A 21,227-nucleotide genomic window follows, 5' to 3' on the forward strand; every position below is an offset into this window, starting at 1 on the left:
AAAAAATAATGGAAAAACTATAAACAAGTATTATGACAACTTAGATTCAACTAGTAAAAAATTAAGAAATACTTATTTTATAGATAAAAATGGACATAGACAAGGATTAGAAAAATTTTACTTCCGTAATGGTCAGCTAAATAAAAAACAAAGTTGGAAAGGAAATCAACTAGATGGCGAATGCAAGATTTATTATTTAACAGGAGAACTTTATATTCTTAGTCAATACAAGAACAATACTTTAGATGGAGACTATATAATTTTTGATAAAAATCAGAAAGTTATTAAACATGATGTGTATAATGAAGGTGTTATCGTGCAAACCATTCAAGAGTTAGTTAATAAGCAGTCTTACTGTCAAGATGAATCGTTTAATCATAAACCAATTATTGATCAAGAAACAAGAAATCAATTTAAAGAAATAGAATCAATTTATTATGCAATTCGCAAAGAAGAAGAAACTAAGGATGAGAATAAAACTAAAAAAGGATTCTTGTCTGGCTTAAAAAAAATAGGTAAAGTAGTAGTTGGTGTACAAGCCTACCAGGATAGAAAAAGTTCATTAAATCTTAAACAAGCTTGCGAAGAATATTACGAAGAGGCACAAAAAATAACTGAAATAGCTCGTAAAAATCTAAATACAACCATAAATGAATTTGGTAAATACCGTTTAGAAAGTTTAAATCAAACTACAGGACGATTCTTAGGGATTCTAAAAGACATGAACAGAGAGAATAGTGTTAAAGAATATCAGATTTTAAATAATATTGGTATCAATACAGAATCTATTCAAAAAATGAAACGTTTGGATATGGAAGCCACAAAAGCATTAAAAAGTTCTGCAACAGTAGGTGCTCTAGGGGCAGCTGCCGCAATGGGAACCCCAGTATTAGTAACTAGTACTGTTGGAGCTTTGGCAACTGCATCAACTGGTACTGCTATTAGTACATTAAGTGGTGCAGCCGCCACAAATGCCACATTAGCTTGGTTAGGTGGTGGTAGTTTGGCATCTGGTGGAGGTGGTGTGGCTGCTGGAGCAACTGTATTGTCTGGAATTACAATGGGAGCAACTGCTGGAGTTGGATTAATAGTTGCTGGACTTATTGCATCAACTTATTATTCAAAAAAATTAACTGAAGCAAAAGAGTATCAAAAACAAGTAGAAACTCATGTAGCAGATATGGAAGTCTTATGGAGTGTTTTAGATGGAATAAATATACGAACTAACGAATTAAGTAATGTAACTAAAAAATTAGAAGTACGTATACGTGCAGAAATAGATTATCTTGAACCGTTATCGGTAGATTATGTAACAGATAATATGTATTATAATATTGTTTTCCAAAGGTTAGGATTATTAGCTAAATCAATGAGTGAATTGGCACAAACACCTCTTTTGGATGAAACAGGAAATACATCTGTTAAATCAGCTCAGATTATTCAAAATACTAACCAAATATTAAACACAAATATTGTAAACTATGGCTAAAAATTCATTATTCAATATTGGTAAAAATATACTAAATGAATTAAAAGACAAATTAATAGAACAAAATAAAGAAACTATTAGTACTTCAGCAAATGAATTATTAACTAAGAATAAAGAGATTATATTAGGTGTTGCAAATGATAAAGTTAACGAAATATCAAAGGGTAAGGTTAAGGTTGATCTAAATCAGATCTTTAATAATTCTAATGAAGAAAAAGGAAATCTAAAAATAAATGAATCCCCTATTTCTAAAGGAGAAGTTCTTTTACCAGAAGAAGACGATGCTAAATATAAAAATGCCGATCAATTTGAGAAAAACTTACATCAAAGTTTAAATACTTTAGCAGTAAGTGCAGCGCGTAATCCAACTGAAGCAGCTTTAGTACTTAAGGACTTAGTAAATAAGGCAAGTGAAGTTTCTAAATTTACAGAAGTACAAAAAACTAAACGTAAAGAAATTGAAGCACAGCGAGATAAATATATCTCTAAAATTAATGCTCAAAAAGAAGTGATGTTGGCATATTTAGATAAAACATTTGATGAGCGTAAAGGAAACTTTGAAAAATTATTTCAGATTGTAGATCATGCCTTAGCAACAAATAATATTCAAGTATTAGCTATGGGATTAGATAATATTAATCAACTAGCTGCAAGTTCACCTTTCAAAGATTTATCAAGCATTGAAAGTACTCAAAAAGCATTAGAAGATAAAGATCATATTTGGGATATTTAATTTTGTTCACTTATTAATAATACCATTATTTAGGTGATAGTATGTCAAAAAGAGAGTCAATAGCAAGGTATAATTTGAATGAACTACCCCAAGGCATAGCCTCGAGGTATCTCATTGCTCAAAAGATAGTAGAAGTTAATTTTTGTTGAATGATTTATAAACAGTCTTTCTTCTCCTTGATTTTGAATGTATTTCTTAATTACATCCTCATTTTTCATATTGTCCAACTGTATTTACATAATATCTACTCCTCCAAAAAATCAGTTTTTCACTTCTGGATGTAATCGAAAAATCTCATTAGCTGTAATACTCTTCATTGTTCTAATAATAATCTCAACAGAAATCTTTGGTATATTTTAAATTAAAAAATGTACGTGATTTTCAGCTGCTCCGATTTCAACCAAATGAATTCCATAGCATTCTGAAATCTGGTTACAAACTTCAACCAAAATATTTTCAACATCTTCTGATAAAACACTTCTACGATATTTATAGAACAAACGAAATGATAAAGCACCAAGTTTTTATTATGTCTTTAAAAATATGTTCACTCATCAAACAAATATACTAATCTGTACTCTTTGAACCGAAGGAGAGCCACGATGAATCTTTTTATTATAATAGAACTCACGTTATAAGAACACCCTCCATTTTCTATAGGGTAATTTAATCTTCAATTTTGTCTAAAAGAATAACTTCTCCGGTAGCCACATCATAATAGGCTCCTACTATCGCTAATTGCCCTTTCTCAATGAGCTCTCTCAGCTCTTCACTGATTTGAGGTATTTGCTTTACGACATTTCTCACGTTCTCTTTACTTACTTCCTCAATGAAATCAGCTTTAGATAATTCTCCTTTGTGATTTTTCTTTCTAACCTCATCAATAGATGGTGAAATGCGTTCCAAAACGGTATCTAGTTTATCAAAACTAACATGGTCGCAAGCTCCTGTAACAGCACCACATCTACTATGCCCAACAACCAAAATTAGTTTTGTACCTACGAGATTACACGCGTATTCCATACTTCCGATAATCTCATCACTAACCACATTTCCTGCTACTCGCAGACTAAACATATCACCAATCCCTTGACCAAATATACTCTCAAGTGGTACTCTACTATCCATACAACTCAAAACAATCGCATGTGGAAATTGATTATATTTCGTTTTTGTTCTCTGATGAGCTAAATCGCGATTCTTTTTTGAATTTGCTAGATAACGTTTATTCCCCTCCATTAAAATTTCTAAACTCTCTTGGGGAGTTATGGTAGCTAGTTTATCAGCGGTGAAAGTATCGATATAGTTATCTTCTTCTTCCGCAACTACAATTTCATGGTGTAATCCAGCTTTACTTGATGATTGAGCATACGCTGACGTAAATATTACTTGACTTAAAATAGCTAAAACAAGTAATGATTTTAAGATTTGACTCTTTAACATAGAATGATTTATTATAATTATTTCTAATTCATTAATTCGCTTTTTATTGCAACTCAAATAAAGACAAACGTCATCTTCACTTTCAAATACTATACCTTTCTATAAAATCTCACTATTTATTTTAATAAAATTTATTGATGAAAACAACATTTTAGGCTTAGTACACTTTCAGATACTGTTTACTACTTCCTCACTTGTGAGTGATTACTTAACATTAACACTAGAAAAATTCAATTCTCAAATATATATTTCGCTGCTTAAAATATTTCAAATTATTACAAAACATAATCTTCATACTTGTTTTACAATTCGATAATTACAATTTTTACTTTAATTCCTCTATAAATTCTTCCTTTGGCTTATAAAACAATATACAAAATGAAGAAAAAACTTGTACTACTCTTAGCATGCTTTGCAATTATAGCATGTAGTAATGATGACAACAAACCCGCTGACACTACAAAAAAACCGCCTGTAGAAGAAGCACCGATTACCCCACCTGTAGACCAAAAAAAATATAAGACAGAAAATGTGATTCTACTAGTCATAGATGGACCTAGAATGACAGAAACTTGGTTAGAGAAAAATAAAAAATACATTCCTAACAGAGTGGAATTATTAAAGCAAGGAGTTTTTATCAGTGATTTTCAAATCAATGGACTGACTAATACAAATGCTGGTCATACCGCATTATTAACAGGTGTTTACGATTCTATAAGAAATAATGGTAAAGAATTACCTACCTATCCTTCAGTTTTACAACATTGGATTAAAGACAAAAAAGCTGACCCAAATAAAGCTTGGGTAATAGTTTCTAAAGATAAGTTAGAGGTATTAGCTAACACTAAGCATATTGATTGGCATAATCAATATATGCCAAGTGTAGATGCCGGAGTAGGTGGTCTTGGTACTGGTTATAGAAGCGATGAGATAACAATGGCTGTTGCAAGAAGTGTAATGAGAGAGTATCAACCTAATATCATTGTCATCAATTTAAAGGATGTAGATAGTTATGGTCACGCTAAAAGATATGCAGATTACATCCGTGCGATAACAAGAACTGATGAGTCTATTAAGACAATTTGGAATGATATTCAATCACTACCAAATTACAAAGATAAAACTACATTCATCGTGACAAATGATCACGGCAGACATACACAAGGACATAAAGATGGTTATGTAAATCATGGAGATTCTTGTGATGGATGTAGACATATAGAGTTCTTTGCACTTGGTCCTGATTTCAAACAAAACACAATTATCAATGATAATTATGAACAAATTGATGTTGCTAGTACAATGGCAGAACTACTAGACGTAGAACTACCCCATGCAAAAGGAAAAGTCATTAAAGCTATATTTAAAGATAAGTAATACTTACTTATAACAAAAAAGAGATGCTAGTCGAGCATCTCTTTTTTAGTTATAAAGTATCTAATTATTGCACAGTGCGCTTTGGTCCCTTTGATTGAGGCCATTCTTGTCTATTCCCTTTATTATCTAATGGAAGTACGACCTTTTCTCTGTCAACCATTTCTTCTTCTTCACTTGCTTTATACACTAGGATTGCTATTAAGATTGCATTACTTTGAATATCATCGAATACAATTTTATCGGCTGTATCTCTGTTGGTATGCCAAGTGTAATTACCATACCCCCAGCTTAAAGAGCTCAAAGAAAATGCAGGTATCCCTTTACTGACAAAAGAAACGTGATCAGACCCACCTCCTGAAGGCGATCCCGGAAAATGTGTTTTCAAATCCTTTTTATAATTTTCAGGAACTGCATATAGCCAATCTGTAATATATTTATAAGCATTCAAAAAACCTTGTCCCGTAATATTAGCAATGCGTCCTGTACCATTATCTTGATTAAATGCTACGTGTATTTTGTCATGTAGTTCAGGATGATCTTCTACAAATGCGCGAGAACCATTTAACCCTTGTTCTTCACTTCCCCAATTACCGATTATAATTGTACGCTTTGGATTAGGTAAGACTTTTTTTAATATACGTGTAGCCTCCATCATAGTGATAATTCCTGTACCATTATCAGTAGCTCCTGTACCACCATCCCAACTATCTAAGTGAGCTGATAACACAATGTACTCATCTGCTTTCTCTCCACCTTTTAATTCAGCTATTGAATTATATGTCTTTGCAGTACCTAAATCTTTAGATTGTGCGTTGACATTAATTTTTGGAGTTTTTCCATTCTCAGCTAATCGATATAATAAGCCGTAATCTTCTACAGATAAATCTATCGTAGGTACTTTTTTAGTTTCCGCACCAAAAATTCGATTAGCTCCCATTATACCAGTCCAATAAGACATCACAACTCCTGCTGCGCCAGCGTCCTCTAACACCTTAGGTAATTCTTTAGCGGTATATCCTGTGTTTTTAATGCGTTGGCTCCATTCTTTAGTTACCTCAGCTTGTTGTTGTTTTATCTTATCATATGATTCCTCTGTTGCATATTCTTTCCACTGATAATCAGGGCGCCCAGTTATTTGCGGTTGAGAAATAAGGACAAACTTTCCTTTAACTGTTGGAAGCCACGCTTCGAATTCTTCTTTATTCTGTACATTACCTAGTACGATTACCTCAGCGTCTATCCCATTCTTTTTAGTAGAAGGGCTCCATGCTAATTGTGTTCCTTCTAAAGATTTAATACGCGGTGAAGTCATAGTTATCTGAGTTGTTCCCCTTTCCCAAGCTCTCCAAGTTCCATATTCTTCATTTCTCGCTTCTAATCCCATTTGTTGATATTGATTGACAACCCAATTATGGGCTTGCATCATCTGAGGACTTCCAACTAAGCGAGGACCTATAACATCCATTAATTCAAATGCATAATTCTTTAACTGTGAGTTTTCAGTACCTTCTTTTACAATGGCATCAATGATAGGATCTTGTTGCTGAGCTGTAGTAATAGTTGTAGAAATAAGGGCAATCCCCAATACTGTATTTTTAAGTATTGAGTCTAACCTAGTGTTAATCTTCATAATTGTTTTTGTTTTTTGTTTGATGAACGGCAAAATACATATTTACCTTATCTGAAACAACCATTTATTGCAATATTCTTAATCATAGCTTCATTTTTTTATATTGTTACTATTTATACAAGCTTTTAACCAACGACTAAAAAATAAAAAGTCATTTTTACACTTTTATATATAAAAACTAAATATTCCACTCATTATATACACCTAATTATCGCAGTGTATAATCAGTAAGCATTCTAACAATCACAAGCTTTAAGAGAATTATAGAATATTAAATTACTTGTAGCAGATATGATAATGTATCTTTGCGCCGAATTTTTAATTTGTAAACTTTATAAACAATGAAAAACCTTAAGGGCATTTTCTTCGCATTAATCTCTTCTGGTACATTTGGTTTGGTTCCTTTATTTTCCTTACCATTAATTGTACAAGATTTGCGACCTGAAGGAGTGGCGGCAATCGGCATACCGACCATTCTATTTTATCGATTTTTGTTTTCATCTGCTACTATGGGTGCAGTATGTATTTACAAAAAAACAAGTTTAAAAATTACAATTAAAGATTTAGCAGTCGTCTTTTTCTTGGCCTTATTATATGCCGCAACAGCCAAGTTTATCGTTGACTCGTATGAATATATAGCTAGTGGTCTCGCAACGACAGTACACTTTCTATATCCTATTTTTGTGAGTATCGTAATGATTGTTTTTTACAAAGAGAAGAAGTCAATTGTACTACTAATTGCCTCGATATTATCATTAATTGGAGTAGCGATGATGTGTTGGCATGGAGAGGCTTCTCCTGCACTATTTAAAGGGCTACTGTTATCATCGATTACCATTTTTACGTATGGATTATATATCGTAGGTTTAAATAAGTCTAGAATTTCTGAAATGAATTTTGATTCATTGACTTTTTACGTGTTATTGATGGGGTGTTTAATATTCTTATTTTATGCATCATTCACAACGGGTATAGAACCTATAACGCTTCCAAAAGATTGGATGAATCTTATTTTACTAGGCTTCTTTGCTACATTCATTTCAGATTTATGTCTTGTACTTGCAGTAAAACATGCAGGATCAACAATAACTTCAATATTAGGTTCAATGGAGCCTGTAGTAGCTGTTTTAGTAGGAACACTATTCTTTGCAGAACATTTTGATTTCATGTCTGCGCTAGGATTACTATTTGTGCTTACCTCTGTGACACTTGTAATACTATTCAACAAAAACAAAGCGTAATATCAAATAGATTATTAATAAAAAAGTCCTCTTTATCATGTCATAAAGAGGCTTTTTTATTCGAATTATAAGTCTTGATTACTTTTTCTTTTTTAGTAAATCACTTATGTCACTGTCAGGGTATATTGATAGACAATATGCAACAGTTTCTTCTGCTGTTTTAATTGCATCACTACTTACAAAATAAGAAACGATACTTTTTAGATAAGCTTCACTCGGATAAAAAGAGAAGTCTAACTCAGCCGATACTTTTGCAAAAGCATCTTTTAATAAGTTTGGGTTTGTTTTTAACTCTTTAAAATTAACGCGATAGTCCTCAAACAAATAACGCAATCCATCTAAGTTACCTTTTAAGACAATAGTACTGTGGTCTTCATCATCATATTGCTGATACTGATAACTCAAATTCTTGAAATGGCTATTATCTAATAATTCTTTGAATTGCTTAATGCTGGTATAATGATCACTTAAATGTCCTCCACTTTCTCTCTCACCTACCTGAGTAAGGAATAATTTGCGCTTTTTAAAATCATGGTTTGATTTATTCTGATAATCTTTTAAAACATATTGTGCATCCCACCAAACACTAGGGTCGTGGACGATATAGGCATTAAACATATCTGTATAATTTAAAAGATTGTTTAAAGCAGTAATCCCACCAAATGAATGACCAATCAAAATATTATAACCAGTAGTTCGATACTTATTATCTATGTATGGCATCAAATCATCTTTTAGAAAAGAAAAGAAAATATCATTGCCCCCACTTTCCCTTTGTATTCTATCTTTTTGAGCTTTATTCATTGTTTCTTCTCTCTTTTGAGAAGGAGTTAAATCTCTTGTTCTATTTGTATTCTTAACACCAACTATAATCATCTCGGGTATTGCTGGGTAAGGATATCTAGACAGCTTTTCGATAAATGCAGATAAATAATTAAAATTACTCTCACCATCTAATAAGTAGATAACGGGATAAGCTTGTGTGCTATCTTGATTTTCAGAATATGATTTAGGCAAATAAATCTGTATTTCACGATCTTCATTTAACTTAGTTGCTTTTATAGGAAAAGTTTGCCCTATTACGATGTTCTCTTGCGCACTAATACTGGTAATCCCAATAATAAAGGTAAAAGCACTAAGCGCTAATAATCTAAATTTACTCATGTGTTTTTAGTATGTTTTTCAATTATTGTGTAAATTTATTTATAACGACTCTAAATAAAAAACTTATTTGCTTTGATTTTTTTTAAAATTATACAGAGAATATAGGATTAGTTATCTTGCAACAAAAAAACAACATAATGTTATTTAGATTCTATACCTCTTTTCTTCTTTTACTACTTACAGTTAATTATAGTCTTGCCCAAAATATAGAAGGAGATATTTCATTGCGAATATTAAATGATGATATAAAAGACAATAGTATGGTTACGTTGATTATTGAAAACAACAGTAATTATGATTATTGGTTTCCTTGGGATGTATCAGAGCTTGCCTACAACGCAACCCTTGCCGGTGCATATGAAAGTACTGTTTTCCTAATTGATCAACATTTAGTAGATAAAGAAAATAATTCAGACATTCCATTAATTATAGAAGCAAATAGCAATATTGATAAAGTTTTTGAAAAATGGAAAGCCAAGACAGCGACAAAGAAGATTAATGATTTTATTGTAGTAAAAGCACATGATTTTATTAGTTTAAAAATACCTTTTAAATTAAATTATTCACTGGTGCCTGCATGGTACTCTCAAGAAGAAATGGAAAAAGGAGAATTTGAATACTTTGTAAGCTATCAATTCATCCCAAAGATTGTAGAACGTATATTTGGAGATAAATATTTACAAATAGAACAAAAAGGATATCATATCTATACACATCCATTAAATTCAAATAAAATTAAAGTTACTAAGTAATCTAACAATATATTAGTTAGTAACTTTATTCCCTTAAGAAAACTCCATTTTTTTAGGATTAAGAACAACTAGTAATTATTGTAAACTCATTATGTTTGGATTCCCTTCATCTGAAATGTATTTTAATACATTAATTAGTATTTATAACAATTGTGATAAGTTACCTCTTAGTGATCAATATGACCAATTATATAAGCTAATAGATAGGCTTTCAAAACAGGTAGTGAAAAATGAGAAAGCAGTATTTTCAAACCTATTTAGTAGACTTTCATTTATATGCAGCAAGTATAAAGTATCTAAAAAAATACATGACTTTAGAATTTATACGAATGAGCTATCTACAATAAATATTGTTCCTTCTCCTCTTTATTTTCCTACCTACTGGATGGATAGTAATGAATTTGTAAGTCAAGTATTTAATGTACCTATACCAGATCTTAATCGTTCATTATTTCCAACAATACAACATAGAAGACCACAAAATAAAAGTCAATTCTCTTCTTATATCGAAAAAGAAAAAGTAACTTTTTTATATAAAGAAGATGATTTTCTAATTTGCCTAAGCAGTTCAGATTCTAATAGTCAAGAAATAAAAGTAAAGATTAATGATATAGAAATAAACAATACTTTTTCGTCTGTAAATAAACTGTGGCCTTATGCTTTACTATACTTGGTAGGCATAGGTATAGATAATGATGGTATCTATTATCCAAAAATAATAGTGCTAGAACCTGATTATTTATTAGATGTTTCTAGTATAGCTGAATGCTTTCAAGATTTTGGTTCATCTCCCCTACATTTTTTACGTTCAAAGTTTGAAGAAGTTAGCAACAGTAAATATTTACTTATTGGAAACTTTGCCAATCTAGTTATAGATGAATTAATAGGTCAAGACAAAAACAATTTTACTGTAGATTTCAATCAGGTATTTTTAAAACATTTTCAAAATGCACCATTAGAACATCTATTCTGTAATGATATCAAGACTCATGAAGATTTTCTGCTTTATGCAGCTGACTGTGAAAAGCATTTTGATACAATAAAAAAAGTCGTTCTTACGGAGTTCCCTACCTATGGTATTAGTGATTCTCACGCTATCGCACTAGAGCCGTCTTTTTTAAATAATACTTTTGGAATACAAGGACGATTAGATATACTACATCATAATCAAAAGAGCAATAGATTTGTTATAGTTGAACTGAAATCAGGAAGTGGTCCTTACCCTGATACAGGAGTGAATGTAAGAAATAATCATAGTGCTCAGCTATTTATGTACTTTTTGAGGTTGTCACAAACAAACAATATTGCATTGCATCAAATAGGGGACGATAATATTATTAATGGCTTCATTTTTTATAGTAAAGTTCATAAAGGTAATCTGCGCTCTGATCATATTAATATGTCACGTATCCAAGAGATATGCGAAATGCGCAATAAGATTATTATTAATGAACATATTCTTCAAGAGGGAACGCTATATGACATTGCTAATCTATTGCAAAAGATTAATGTCAATACTATTGTTGATAAAAATACAAGCACGAAGTTTAAAGAATTATTGCATAAGCAATATCAAGCTATGCTAAGACCACTAATTACAGCCAGTGGTCTAGAACAAGTTTACTTTTTATCTTTTGTACAATTTATTGCAAATGAACAACGCATTAATAAATATGGTGATAATGAATATGACAGTGGACAATCATTAGCAAGCTTATGGAATAAGAGCTTTAAGGAAAAACTGGATTCATATAGTATTTTATATAATCTAGAGATAAAAGAAAACCATATTCATTCTGATGAAAAAAGTATCTTATTTAAAAGAAATACAATAGATAGTTTTGCAAGTTTTCGCGAAGGGGAGATTTGTATTTTATATCCATTTATGGGAGAATATGACAATGCTACTAACCACCAAGTATTTAAATGTAATATAAAAAGTATCAAAAAAGATACAGTCGAAGTCATCTTTAGATACAAGCAGAATAACGTAACCTATTTCAACCGCTTTAAATATTGGGCTCTAGAGCGTGACTTTATGGATTCCTCTTTTCAGAGTATGTATAAAGGTTTATTTACTTTTATAAACTCTCCACAAAGAATAAAGAATCTGCTATTAACAATAGAAAAGCCAGAAAAGCTTACAAATTATGGATTTAAAAAAGAGTATCTATCTAGTGAACAGAATACAATAATTAATAATGCTCTTTCGGCAAAAGATTACTTTATTTTAAATGGTCCTCCTGGCACAGGGAAAACATCACATATTATTAAAGAATTAATTAGTGAGTTATATAACAATACCTCTCAAAATATATTACTATTAGCTTACACGAACAAGGCTATAGATGAATTGTGCTATGCTATTTGCGATACGCTAGAAATCGACATTACTACTTATGAACAATCATCATTACCATTTATTCGCCTAGGTCATCGATTATCCTCAGATATCAATTTCCGACCATTTCTATTAAATGAAATAATAGAACAAGAAAAAAGGGCAACACTAAAAAGAAAGGGTAAATTTAATAGAGATAGTTTACGTAAGATTATAGATCATAACCGCATATATATAGCTACAGTAGCCACTGCTTCAGCAAATACAGACCTTCTACGACACAAAAAGTTTGATGTTGCCATTATTGATGAAGCATCACAAATCTTAGAGCCTCAAATCATTGGTATACTAGCCCAATGTCATAAATTTATAATGATTGGTGACCATAAACAGTTACCAGCTATTGTTTTACAAAGTGAAGAAAATACAAAAACAAAAAACACTCTACTTGAAGAAATAGGTTTATATAATAAAAGAAATTCCTTATTTGAAAGGTTATTTAACTATTGCGAAAAGAATCATTTAGATTATGCCTATGACACTTTAACCTATCAAGGTAGAATGCATCGTGAAATTGCAAGCTTCCCAAATATTGCTTTTTACGATGGTAAACTAAAAGAAGCATATTGGTTAGAAAACTTAACGTTGGATATTAAGAATCATCTGCAACGACAAGTTGTGGACTTCAACTACAAAGCGCCAGATGACACTGTATTAACACAACTGCTTTCCAAAGAGAGAATGATCTTTCTCAATGTAAAAAACAATATAGAAGAACAATTTGCTAAGACTTCTATTGTAGAAGCAAAATTAGTATGTCAAATTATTAAGACATTACAAAGAATCTACTCATATAATAATCGCTCTTTGAATATTAGCAAGCAAATAGGTATTATTGCTCCTTTTAAAAACCAAATAGCACTAATAAAACAAGAACTAGAAACACATTTTGACGATGAATGTGAACATATTACAGTAGATACTGTTGAGCGTTTTCAAGGTGGACAGAGAGATATCATTATTTACTCATTGACAGTAAATAATGTTTACCAATTAGCTAGTTTAATAAACCTCAACGATACTGCCACAGTTGACCGAAAACTAAATGTAGCACTTACTCGAGCAAAAGAACAAATAATAATTCTTGGTAACGAAAGTATCATCACTCAAAATGAGGTCTATGATGAACTAATTAAAAATATATATTTTAAAGGTAACGCTATGAATGTTGACAACAATGTTAATAACAGTGTTGATAAGTAATATATACAAATAAAAACTAAGGGATAAATGTTGATAACATAGTCCAATAAGTAAATAAAATTTATCATATTATACCTTAAATAAAAATACAATTATCTAAACAGCAACAACTTAAAATAAAATCACGCAGTTATCCACTTTTTAACATTAATAACCTTATAAGTTATCAACAAAATTGTTGATAACTTAGTTATAGAACACCTCCTCTACTACTATGTTATTCAAATAATTTGAAGAAAGTAATACAAGTGTCTTTTTTATTTGATTACTTTTTTTGCTAGCATTATATCTATACTATCTTGTTGACTAACACTACTACTTAGTGAACTTGTTGAATTACAATTAAAAATAGTATGAACATAGGTAGAGAAACAAAAAAGAAACTTTGGAAAGAATCAGGAAATTGTTGTGCTATTTGCAAAAACAAATTAGAAATTTCATCAAACAATAATTCCACTGAATCACTACAAGGATATGAATTATTAATCACAGAGACTTCACTCAACAATTATTACGAAAGTACTTCAGTAGAATACTTATTGTTGTGTAAACACGATTTTAACTATCTCTATTCTTATCCAGAATCCTTTACAGATAGAGTTTTGCTTATCATTAAAAAAGAGCATGAACAATGGGTACGGTCAATGCAAAACAAAGATGATGATCAAAAATTAGAAATAAACAAAGATTTAGAATATCTCAATTATATTAATTGTGTTGGAGTATTAAAAGATACTATAAATGGAATAGATAGTTTTTTATTTGATACTAATACAAGCAAAGGTGAAAATCACAACTTGATAGAATCTTTATTTGAAAAAATAAAAGAATATTCCGAAAAACTAGATAACGAAAAAGAGCTTGCTCAATTAAACACGGAGCTAAAGAGTATCTTAGAAAAGCTTATAAACAAAGGATTTAAACTATATGGAAAATCTATAAAAAGAAAGATGATCAACAACGAAGAAGATCAACGAAGTATTCTAAATATAGGAGTCCTTGTGATGGTAGATAAATCAATCTCTTTAAAGCATTTTTACAATAATAGATTAACTTACTTTGTCCCAGAAGTAATTTATGTATAAATAAAAAAGAAAGCCTTCAAATTATTATTGAAGGCTTTCTTTTATTTATGTTTTATTATTCTAGTTCTCCATATAAACTTCAATAGGAGCACAAGAACAAACTAGGTTTCTATCTCCAAAAGCATCATCTATACGACGCACTGAAGGCCATAATTTATTCTCAGCAACATAAGGTAGTGGATATGCAGCTTTCTGTCTTGAATAAGGTAAATCCCAATTATCAGATGTTAATAATGCTAATGTATGAGGAGCATTCTTTAACTCATTTACAGGGTTTTCTAGTGTTGCATTTTCAATTTCTTTACGAATAGAAATCATTGCTTCACAGAAGCGGTCAAGCTCTTCTTTGCTTTCACTCTCAGTTGGCTCTATCATTAAAGTTCCAGCTACTGGGAAAGAAACTGTAGGTGCGTGAAAACCGTAATCGATTAAACGCTTAGCAATATCAGTTACTTCAATTCCTTTTTCTTTGAATTCACGAACATCTAAAATCATCTCGTGTGCAGCACGTCCTTTCTCTCCTGTATAAAGAATAGAGTAATGTTCTTCTAAACGAGTTTTTAAATAATTGGCATTTAAAATAGCTTGTTGAGTTACTTTCTTAAGCCCTTCTGTACCTAACATAGAGATGTATCCATAAGAAATTAAACAAACTAATGCAGATCCATAAGGAGCAGCAGAAATAGCAGTAATTCCATTCTCACCTCCAACTTTTACTACTGGATTAGTAGGTAAAAACTCTACTAGATGTTCTGCAACACAGATAGGTCCTACACCTGGTCCACCACCACCGTGAGGAATAGCAAATGTTTTGTGTAAATTCAAGTGACAAACATCTGCACCAATATTAGCAGGATTAGTAATGGCAACTTGCGCGTTCATATTTGCTCCATCCATATATACTTGTCCTCCATTATCATGGATAATCTTAGTTATTTCCATAATAGCTGACTCATATACACCATGTGTAGAAGGATAAGTAACCATTAAACAAGATAATCTATCTTTGTATTGCTCTGCTTTAGCTTTTAAATCTACAACATCAATATTTCCTTCTGGCGTAGTTTTAGTAACCACCACTGTCATACCAGCCATAGCAGCAGATGCAGGGTTAGTACCATGCGCAGACGCAGGAATAAGAGCAATATCTCTTTGGAAGTCACCTCTTGAATGGTGGTACGCACGGATAGTCAGTAAACCAGCATATTCACCTTGAGCACCAGAATTTGGTTGTAGTGTAGTTCCAGCAAAACCAGTAATTACACTTAACTTATTTTCTAGATCTTTTAGCATTTCTAAATATCCTTGTGCTTGATCAGCAGGCACAAATGGGTGAATATTATTCCACTGAGCATTGCTTAATGGTAACATTTCAGCTGCTGCATTTAATTTCATTGTACATGACCCTAATGAAATCATCGAATGATTTAATGCTAAGTCTTTTCTTTCTAACTTTTTGATATAACGCATCAATTCAGTTTCTGAATGATAGCTATTGAATACATCGTGCTGTAAGAATTCAGTAGTACGTTTTAATTTAGCAGGATATTTAATTGTACTCTCATCGATAGCAGTAACTTCGAAAGGCTTTTTACCAATTGCCTCTGCAAAAATACTAACGATTGTATTTATATCTTTTAACTCAACTGTTTCATTCATTGAAATAGAAATAGTATCTGCATCAACATAGTTAAAGTTAACACCATGTTTTAGAGCTATTTCTTTTACTTTTTCAGCATCTGCTTTTACAAGTATTGTATCAAAGAAAGTTGGGTTTATTTGTTTAATTCCTAATTGTTCAAGACCATAAGCCAATGTAACAGCTTTAGCATGTACTAATCTTGCGATATTTTTAAGTCCTTTTGGTCCGTGATAAACAGCATAAAAACTTGCCATTACAGCTAATAATACTTGAGCAGTACAAATATTAGAAGTAGCTTTTTCACGTTTAATATGTTGTTCACGAGTTTGTAATGCCATACGTAGTGCTCTATTACCTTCAGCATCTTTTGACACTCCAATAATACGTCCTGGCATACTGCGTTTATATTCTTCTTTAGTAGCAAAATAAGCAGCGTGCGGTCCACCAAATCCTAATGGAATACCAAAACGTTGTGTAGTACCTACCACAACATCAGCTCCCATTTCTCCAGGAGGAGTTAAACTTACTAAAGAAAGAATATCAGCTGCTACAGCAACTTTAATATCTTTTTGTTTTGCAGTATTAATAAAATCTGAGTAATCACTTACTACACCATGTTTACCAGGGTATTGTAATATTGCACCAAAATACTCATCTGAAAAATCAAACTCTTCGTGGTTCCCCACTACTAATTCAATTCCAAAAGGAGTAGCACGTGTTTGTAAAACAGATAATGTCTGAGGTAGAATCTCTTCAGAAACAAAGAATTTAACAACGTTATTTTTCTTTTGATCTCTTGTTCTAACATCAAACAATAAAATCATTGCCTCTGCTGCAGATGTAGATTCATCTAATAAAGAAGCATTAGCAATCTCCATTCCTGTTAATTCGATAACTGTAGTTTGGAAATTTAATAAAGCCTCTAAACGACCTTGTGCAACCTCAGCTTGATAAGGAGTATAAGCTGTATACCACCCTGGGTTTTCGAATACGTTTCTAATAATTGCAGCAGGTACAACAGCTTCGTTATAACCTAATCCAATATATGAACGAAATATTTTATTCTTGTTACCTAATGCTTGGATATATGATAAATATTCATACTCCGTCATTGCAGGTGCAAGTTTTAAATCTTCTTTTAGACGAATAGCGCTTGGAAACGTTTCATCGATTAATTGATCAATGCTATCAACCTTTACAGTTTTAAACATTTCTGCTAAGTCCTCAGGACGAGGACCAATGTGTCTTAATGCAAATGCGTTTGTTTTCATTTGGACAATAATATAAAGTTGTGTTTAAGTACACAAAAATAACCATTAATCCGAGATTTGTACGTGAATAACCACTAATTTTGGAAAGTAATCATTCTTTGAAAGAATATCGCAGCATTTTTTATGAATTTGTTAAAAAATCCAATAGTCAATTTTTATTTGAATGGAAGTGTTCACGTTTCCTTAGCTGTTTTTGCATTAGTTCAGATGACATTTTATTTCTGTCATTTACCTTTTGATTTATATGTTTCATTAATGGCATTCAGTGGTACACTTTTTTCTTACAACTTTATAAAATATGCTACATTAGTATATAGACTTCGAAAAGAACTGACGCCTAAATTAAAGTTTATTACCTCTATTAGCTGTATGGCATTATTGATTGGAACATGTTGTTTTTTCCAATTAAATATAAATGCTCAACTAGTTACTTTATCTTTATTGGTGCTTTCGATATTCTATGCTATTCCCATAAATAGTAGAATCCCCAACTTGCGTAACCTAGCTGGAATTAAAGTTTACATCGTATGTTTTTGTTGGGCTACTGTCACCTTAATAGTTCCAATAGTCAATGCAGAGCTCCCAATCACATTAGATATTGTTATTAAATTTATCCAACGTTTTATCTTAGTATTAATATTAATTGGAATATTCGAGATAGTTGATTTACAATTTGATGAAAACAATTTAAAAACAATACCGCAAACATTAGGTATTAAAAGAACAAAGTGGCTTTTAGCATCGTTATTAATTCCATTTTATATTATAGAATTCTTTAAGGATGGGTTCCAACCTATACAAGCGTGGAATAACTTAGTTATCGTTTTATTAACCTTGTTTTTCATCTGGTTTGCTTCACCCCAGAGAACAAAATTTTTTACGTTATTTTGGGTAGAAAGTGTCCCAATAATTTGGTGGTTAATTGTTGTTATAGAAAAGAACTATGTTCAATAAAAAAAGACTGTTAAAACAGTCTTTTTTTATTCACTAATTTGATATTCTAATATATCTCCAGGTTGGCAATTAAGTTCTTTACAAATTGCTTCTAGAGTACTAAATCGAATAGCTTTTGCCTTATTGGTTTTTAATATAGATAAATTACTTACAGTTATACCAACTTTCTCTGCTAAATCATTAAGCGATATTTTTCGCTTTGCCATCATTACATCTAAGTTCACTATTATTGACATACGGGGAATATATTATATAGTTAGTTCTTGTTCTTCTTTAAGTCGCAAATATTGTTTTAATACCTCTACAATCATCAGCAAAATTAAAGGAATAAAGAATAGCGTTATGTCATATTCGTCTTTTATAAAAGTTAAATTATAAAACTCAGCTACCTTTTTCCCATGTATATTATCTGTTAGAATTAAAAAATTCTCTACTAGAGCATACACTAAATGAGCGTAACCTATAAATTTCAGATTGTTAATCTGTCTTTTACTGACAATATCACCTTTATAAAAGTTTTTTAAATACGTATATAAAACAATAAAAATAGCAGGAATTAATAACACAAAACCGAACATTACAATGGCTTTAGGTATTATAAAGTAATTTGGAATTATATCTTTAGTTTCTATTTTTACTGTCGTAACACCTACATCTTTAGTAATAGTTGTATTAGTATTAGGAGTTAAAAACTCGACGTTATCAAGTTGTTCAATACGTAAATTGAAGATTTCTGTTCCATTTATTGTAGCACAGTAACCATCTTTATACCCATCTAAAAAATCTTTAAAATGAGTTGTAAATGATAAGACATAAACTATTAATAAGAGTACTGTAAGTAGTTTTAATTTCATAATATCAATTCTTTTTCATCTTCATTAATTATTGTGGATACAACTACATCAGTAGTATCAATCTCGATATTCTCAATATTATTAGAAAAAGTAGGACACACATTTGTGATAACATAAGTCAGCAGAAAAGAAGTTATTTTTACCATCGTTATTAATTTAATTGTAATCAAAAATAAAAATATTTATTTATAAAACAATACATATTTATCGTTATTCGATAATTTTTAAATCTAATTCAATATTTTATCCTTTTAAGGTACTTATAATACAATAACATACTTCTAACATCTCTTGTTTTTTAGTTGAGTCTAAAAATATTATATTTGCAATAATATAAATCGACACAAATGATACAACTCGTAAAAGACGTAAATAAAAACGAAAACCAAGTTTTCGTTTTAAATAAAGACAACAAAGCAGTTTTAACTATTCCTGAAACGTTAGATGACTTTGTTAAGAAGTTTGAAGAATCAAAAAAAGAAGAAGACTTTGCTAAACTAGGTGATCAATATTTCTTTTTCGTAAAAGAGAATAGCGATCTAGAAAAAATGCGTTTAGCAGGATATAATATCCGTAAGCAGTTAGATAAAAAAGCAACTACTTTAAATATCATTGGAAGTGGTAACACAACTCTTGCACTTGCAGAAGGTTTCGCATTATCTAATTATCAGTTTTTAAAATATTTCAAAGAAGCAGAAGAAATGAAATATGCCTTAAACACTATTAATGTGAAAGGCGACTTCTCTTCAAAAGAAATAAGTGATTTAAACAACACTATAAAAGCAGTTTATTGGGCAAGAACAATGGTGAATGAACCAGTAAGCTTCTTAACAGCTACTCAATTGGCTAAAGAAATTGAAGCGTTAGGAAAAGAAGCTAACTTCTCAGTAAAAGTATTAGAACGCAAAGAAATAGAAGACTTAAAAATGGGTGGTTTACTAGCTGTAAACAAAGGTTCTATAGAACAACCTACTTTTACAATCATGGAATACAAACCTGCAAATCCTATCAATAAAAAACCTATTGTATTAGTTGGAAAAGGAGTTGTATACGATACAGGAGGACTTAGTCTTAAACCAACTGCTGGATCAATGGACTCTATGAAAAGCGATATGGGTGGTGCTGCTTGTATGGCAGGAACAATCTATGCAGCAGCATTAAATGGAATTGATGTACATGTTATTGGGTTGATCCCTTCTACTGATAACCGTCCTGGAGGAGATGCGTATGCACCTGGTGATGTTATTACAATGTATGATGGAACAACAATTGAAGTTTTAAATACAGATGCTGAAGGACGCATGATCTTAGCAGATGCTATTGCTTATGGAAATCAATATGATCCTGAAGTAATTATTGATGCTGCTACATTAACAGGAGCTGCTTTAGTTGTCGCTGGAGATGTTGCTTCTTGTATCATGGGTAATGATGAAAAAACGATTCAAGAAATCGTAAAGTCAGGATATAAAGTTCATGAACGTTTAGCACAACTACCTTTCTGGGATGACTATAAAGATTTACTAAAATCTAATGTAGCAGATATGAAAAATATTGGTGGACGCTATGCTGGTACAATTACAGCTGGAAAATTCCTAGAGCATTTTGCTAAAGTACCTTATGTACACATTGATATCGCTGGACCAGCTTGGATGGACGCTCCTAGAGATTACAAGGGTAATGGAGGTACAGGAAGTGGAATACGTACACTAGTAGATTTCTTAGCTAACTATAAAGCTTAATTAAAATATTTGAAAAAATGAGAGTATATAACTCTCATTTTTTTTTGTTTATTCATGTACAACACACAATTACAATTACAATTACAAACAAAACAAGAAAAGTATCCATAATTACATATAAAATATGAGGATTCTACAGCATTTTAAAATTGATGTAATTGAATTGAGATGTAAGACCTATCACAGCATTGCTACTTAAAAGAAAATAAAATAAATTTATTCTTATATAATACTTTAATTAGTGTTAAA

General features: G+C 31.0%; 16 protein-coding genes and 1 pseudogene. 9 read left to right on the top strand and 8 right to left on the bottom strand.

The features are described from left to right. Both RH98_RS15765 and RH98_RS15270 read left to right on the top strand, forming a co-directional pair. The coding region (locus tag RH98_RS15765) for a toxin-antitoxin system YwqK family antitoxin (protein ID WP_010254372.1) at positions 1-1,489 on the top strand (1,489 nt) is incomplete at its 5' end. Then, positions 1,482-2,222 carry a hypothetical protein gene (locus tag RH98_RS15270; RefSeq protein WP_010254374.1) on the top strand — a complete coding sequence of 247 codons (741 nt, stop codon included), beginning with the start codon at positions 1,482-1,484 and terminating at the stop codon, positions 2,220-2,222. The genes RH98_RS15765 and RH98_RS15270, both read left to right, overlap by 8 nt. 83 nt (positions 2,223-2,305) lie before the next feature. Here the strand turns inward: RH98_RS15270 and tnpA are convergent. Beyond that, positions 2,306-2,777 (bottom strand): annotated as a pseudogene (gene tnpA, locus RH98_RS15465) (IS200/IS605 family transposase). Between the two features lie 111 nt (positions 2,778-2,888). Next, complete coding sequence (locus RH98_RS10565) at positions 2,889-3,665, bottom strand: carbonic anhydrase (protein ID WP_010254382.1); 777 nt, start codon at positions 3,663-3,665, stop codon at positions 2,889-2,891. A 378-nt stretch (positions 3,666-4,043) separates the two neighbouring features. On the opposite strand from RH98_RS10565, the gene RH98_RS10570 reads away from it, so the two are divergent. Further along, entirely contained in the window at positions 4,044-5,042 is a 999-nt protein-coding gene (locus tag RH98_RS10570) for a sulfatase-like hydrolase/transferase (RefSeq protein WP_010254384.1), read from the top strand. A gap of 64 nt (positions 5,043-5,106) precedes the next feature. Here RH98_RS10570 and RH98_RS10575 read toward each other — a convergent pair whose 3' ends face one another. After that, positions 5,107-6,672, bottom strand: coding sequence for a M20/M25/M40 family metallo-hydrolase (locus RH98_RS10575; protein WP_010254387.1), 1,566 nt, complete (start codon positions 6,670-6,672; stop codon positions 5,107-5,109). Positions 6,673-7,013: 341 nt separating this feature from the next. Here RH98_RS10575 and RH98_RS10580 point away from each other — a divergent pair, with 341 nt between their 5' ends. Next, positions 7,014-7,913, top strand: a complete 900-nt coding sequence (locus RH98_RS10580) for a DMT family transporter (RefSeq protein ID WP_010254389.1) — start codon at positions 7,014-7,016, stop codon at positions 7,911-7,913. Positions 7,914-7,991: 78 nt separating this feature from the next. On the opposite strand, the gene RH98_RS10585 is transcribed toward RH98_RS10580, so the two are convergent. After that, positions 7,992-9,077 carry an alpha/beta hydrolase gene (locus RH98_RS10585; RefSeq protein ID WP_010254391.1) on the bottom strand — a complete coding sequence of 362 codons (1,086 nt, stop codon included), beginning with the start codon at positions 9,075-9,077 and terminating at the stop codon, positions 7,992-7,994. Positions 9,078-9,214: 137 nt separating this feature from the next. Between RH98_RS10585 and RH98_RS10590 the strand changes: the two genes are divergently transcribed. The 3 genes from RH98_RS10590 (at position 9,215) to RH98_RS10600 (ending at position 14,518) form a co-directional block, all read left to right on the top strand. Further along, positions 9,215-9,829, top strand: a complete 615-nt coding sequence (locus RH98_RS10590) for a hypothetical protein (protein WP_010254394.1) — start codon at positions 9,215-9,217, stop codon at positions 9,827-9,829. Positions 9,830-9,920: 91 nt separating this feature from the next. Beyond that, entirely contained in the window at positions 9,921-13,433 is a 3,513-nt protein-coding gene (locus RH98_RS10595) for an AAA domain-containing protein (protein WP_010254397.1), read from the top strand. Between the two features lie 353 nt (positions 13,434-13,786). Further along, positions 13,787-14,518, top strand: a complete 732-nt coding sequence (locus tag RH98_RS10600; protein WP_010254400.1) for a hypothetical protein — start codon at positions 13,787-13,789, stop codon at positions 14,516-14,518. A 60-nt stretch (positions 14,519-14,578) separates the two neighbouring features. Here RH98_RS10600 and gcvP read toward each other — a convergent pair whose 3' ends face one another. Next, positions 14,579-17,431 (bottom strand): aminomethyl-transferring glycine dehydrogenase, encoded by a 2,853-nt coding sequence (gcvP, locus tag RH98_RS10605; protein ID WP_010254402.1) that lies wholly within the window; start codon positions 17,429-17,431, stop codon positions 14,579-14,581. A 123-nt stretch (positions 17,432-17,554) separates the two neighbouring features. On the opposite strand from gcvP, the gene RH98_RS10610 reads away from it, so the two are divergent. Beyond that, positions 17,555-18,385, top strand: coding sequence for a UbiA prenyltransferase family protein (locus tag RH98_RS10610; protein ID WP_010254404.1), 831 nt, complete (start codon positions 17,555-17,557; stop codon positions 18,383-18,385). 26 nt (positions 18,386-18,411) lie between these two features. On the opposite strand, the gene RH98_RS10615 is transcribed toward RH98_RS10610, so the two are convergent. Genes RH98_RS10615 through RH98_RS15770 form a run of 3 tightly spaced genes read right to left on the bottom strand, consistent with a single transcriptional unit; the run spans position 18,412 to position 19,385 of the window. Further along, positions 18,412-18,621, bottom strand: a complete 210-nt coding sequence (locus RH98_RS10615; RefSeq protein ID WP_010254407.1) for a helix-turn-helix domain-containing protein — start codon at positions 18,619-18,621, stop codon at positions 18,412-18,414. Between the two features lie 12 nt (positions 18,622-18,633). Next, positions 18,634-19,239, bottom strand: a complete 606-nt coding sequence (locus RH98_RS10620; RefSeq protein ID WP_010254409.1) for a DUF2975 domain-containing protein — start codon at positions 19,237-19,239, stop codon at positions 18,634-18,636. Continuing rightward, positions 19,236-19,385, bottom strand: coding sequence for a hypothetical protein (locus tag RH98_RS15770; protein ID WP_158427126.1), 150 nt, complete (start codon positions 19,383-19,385; stop codon positions 19,236-19,238). The genes RH98_RS10620 and RH98_RS15770 overlap by 4 nt, the downstream gene beginning before the upstream one ends. Positions 19,386-19,586: 201 nt before the next feature. Here RH98_RS15770 and RH98_RS10625 point away from each other — a divergent pair, with 201 nt between their 5' ends. Further along, the gene (locus RH98_RS10625; RefSeq protein WP_010254411.1) at positions 19,587-20,978 is read left to right on the top strand and encodes a leucyl aminopeptidase family protein; all 1,392 of its coding nucleotides are present in this window, start codon (positions 19,587-19,589) and stop codon (positions 20,976-20,978) included. The last annotated feature ends 249 nt before the right edge of the window (positions 20,979-21,227 follow it).

Origin of the sequence: Myroides injenensis M09-0166, assembly GCF_000246945.1 — a bacterium.
GTDB classification, from domain to species: Bacteria; Bacteroidota; Bacteroidia; order Flavobacteriales; family Flavobacteriaceae; genus Flavobacterium; species Flavobacterium injenense.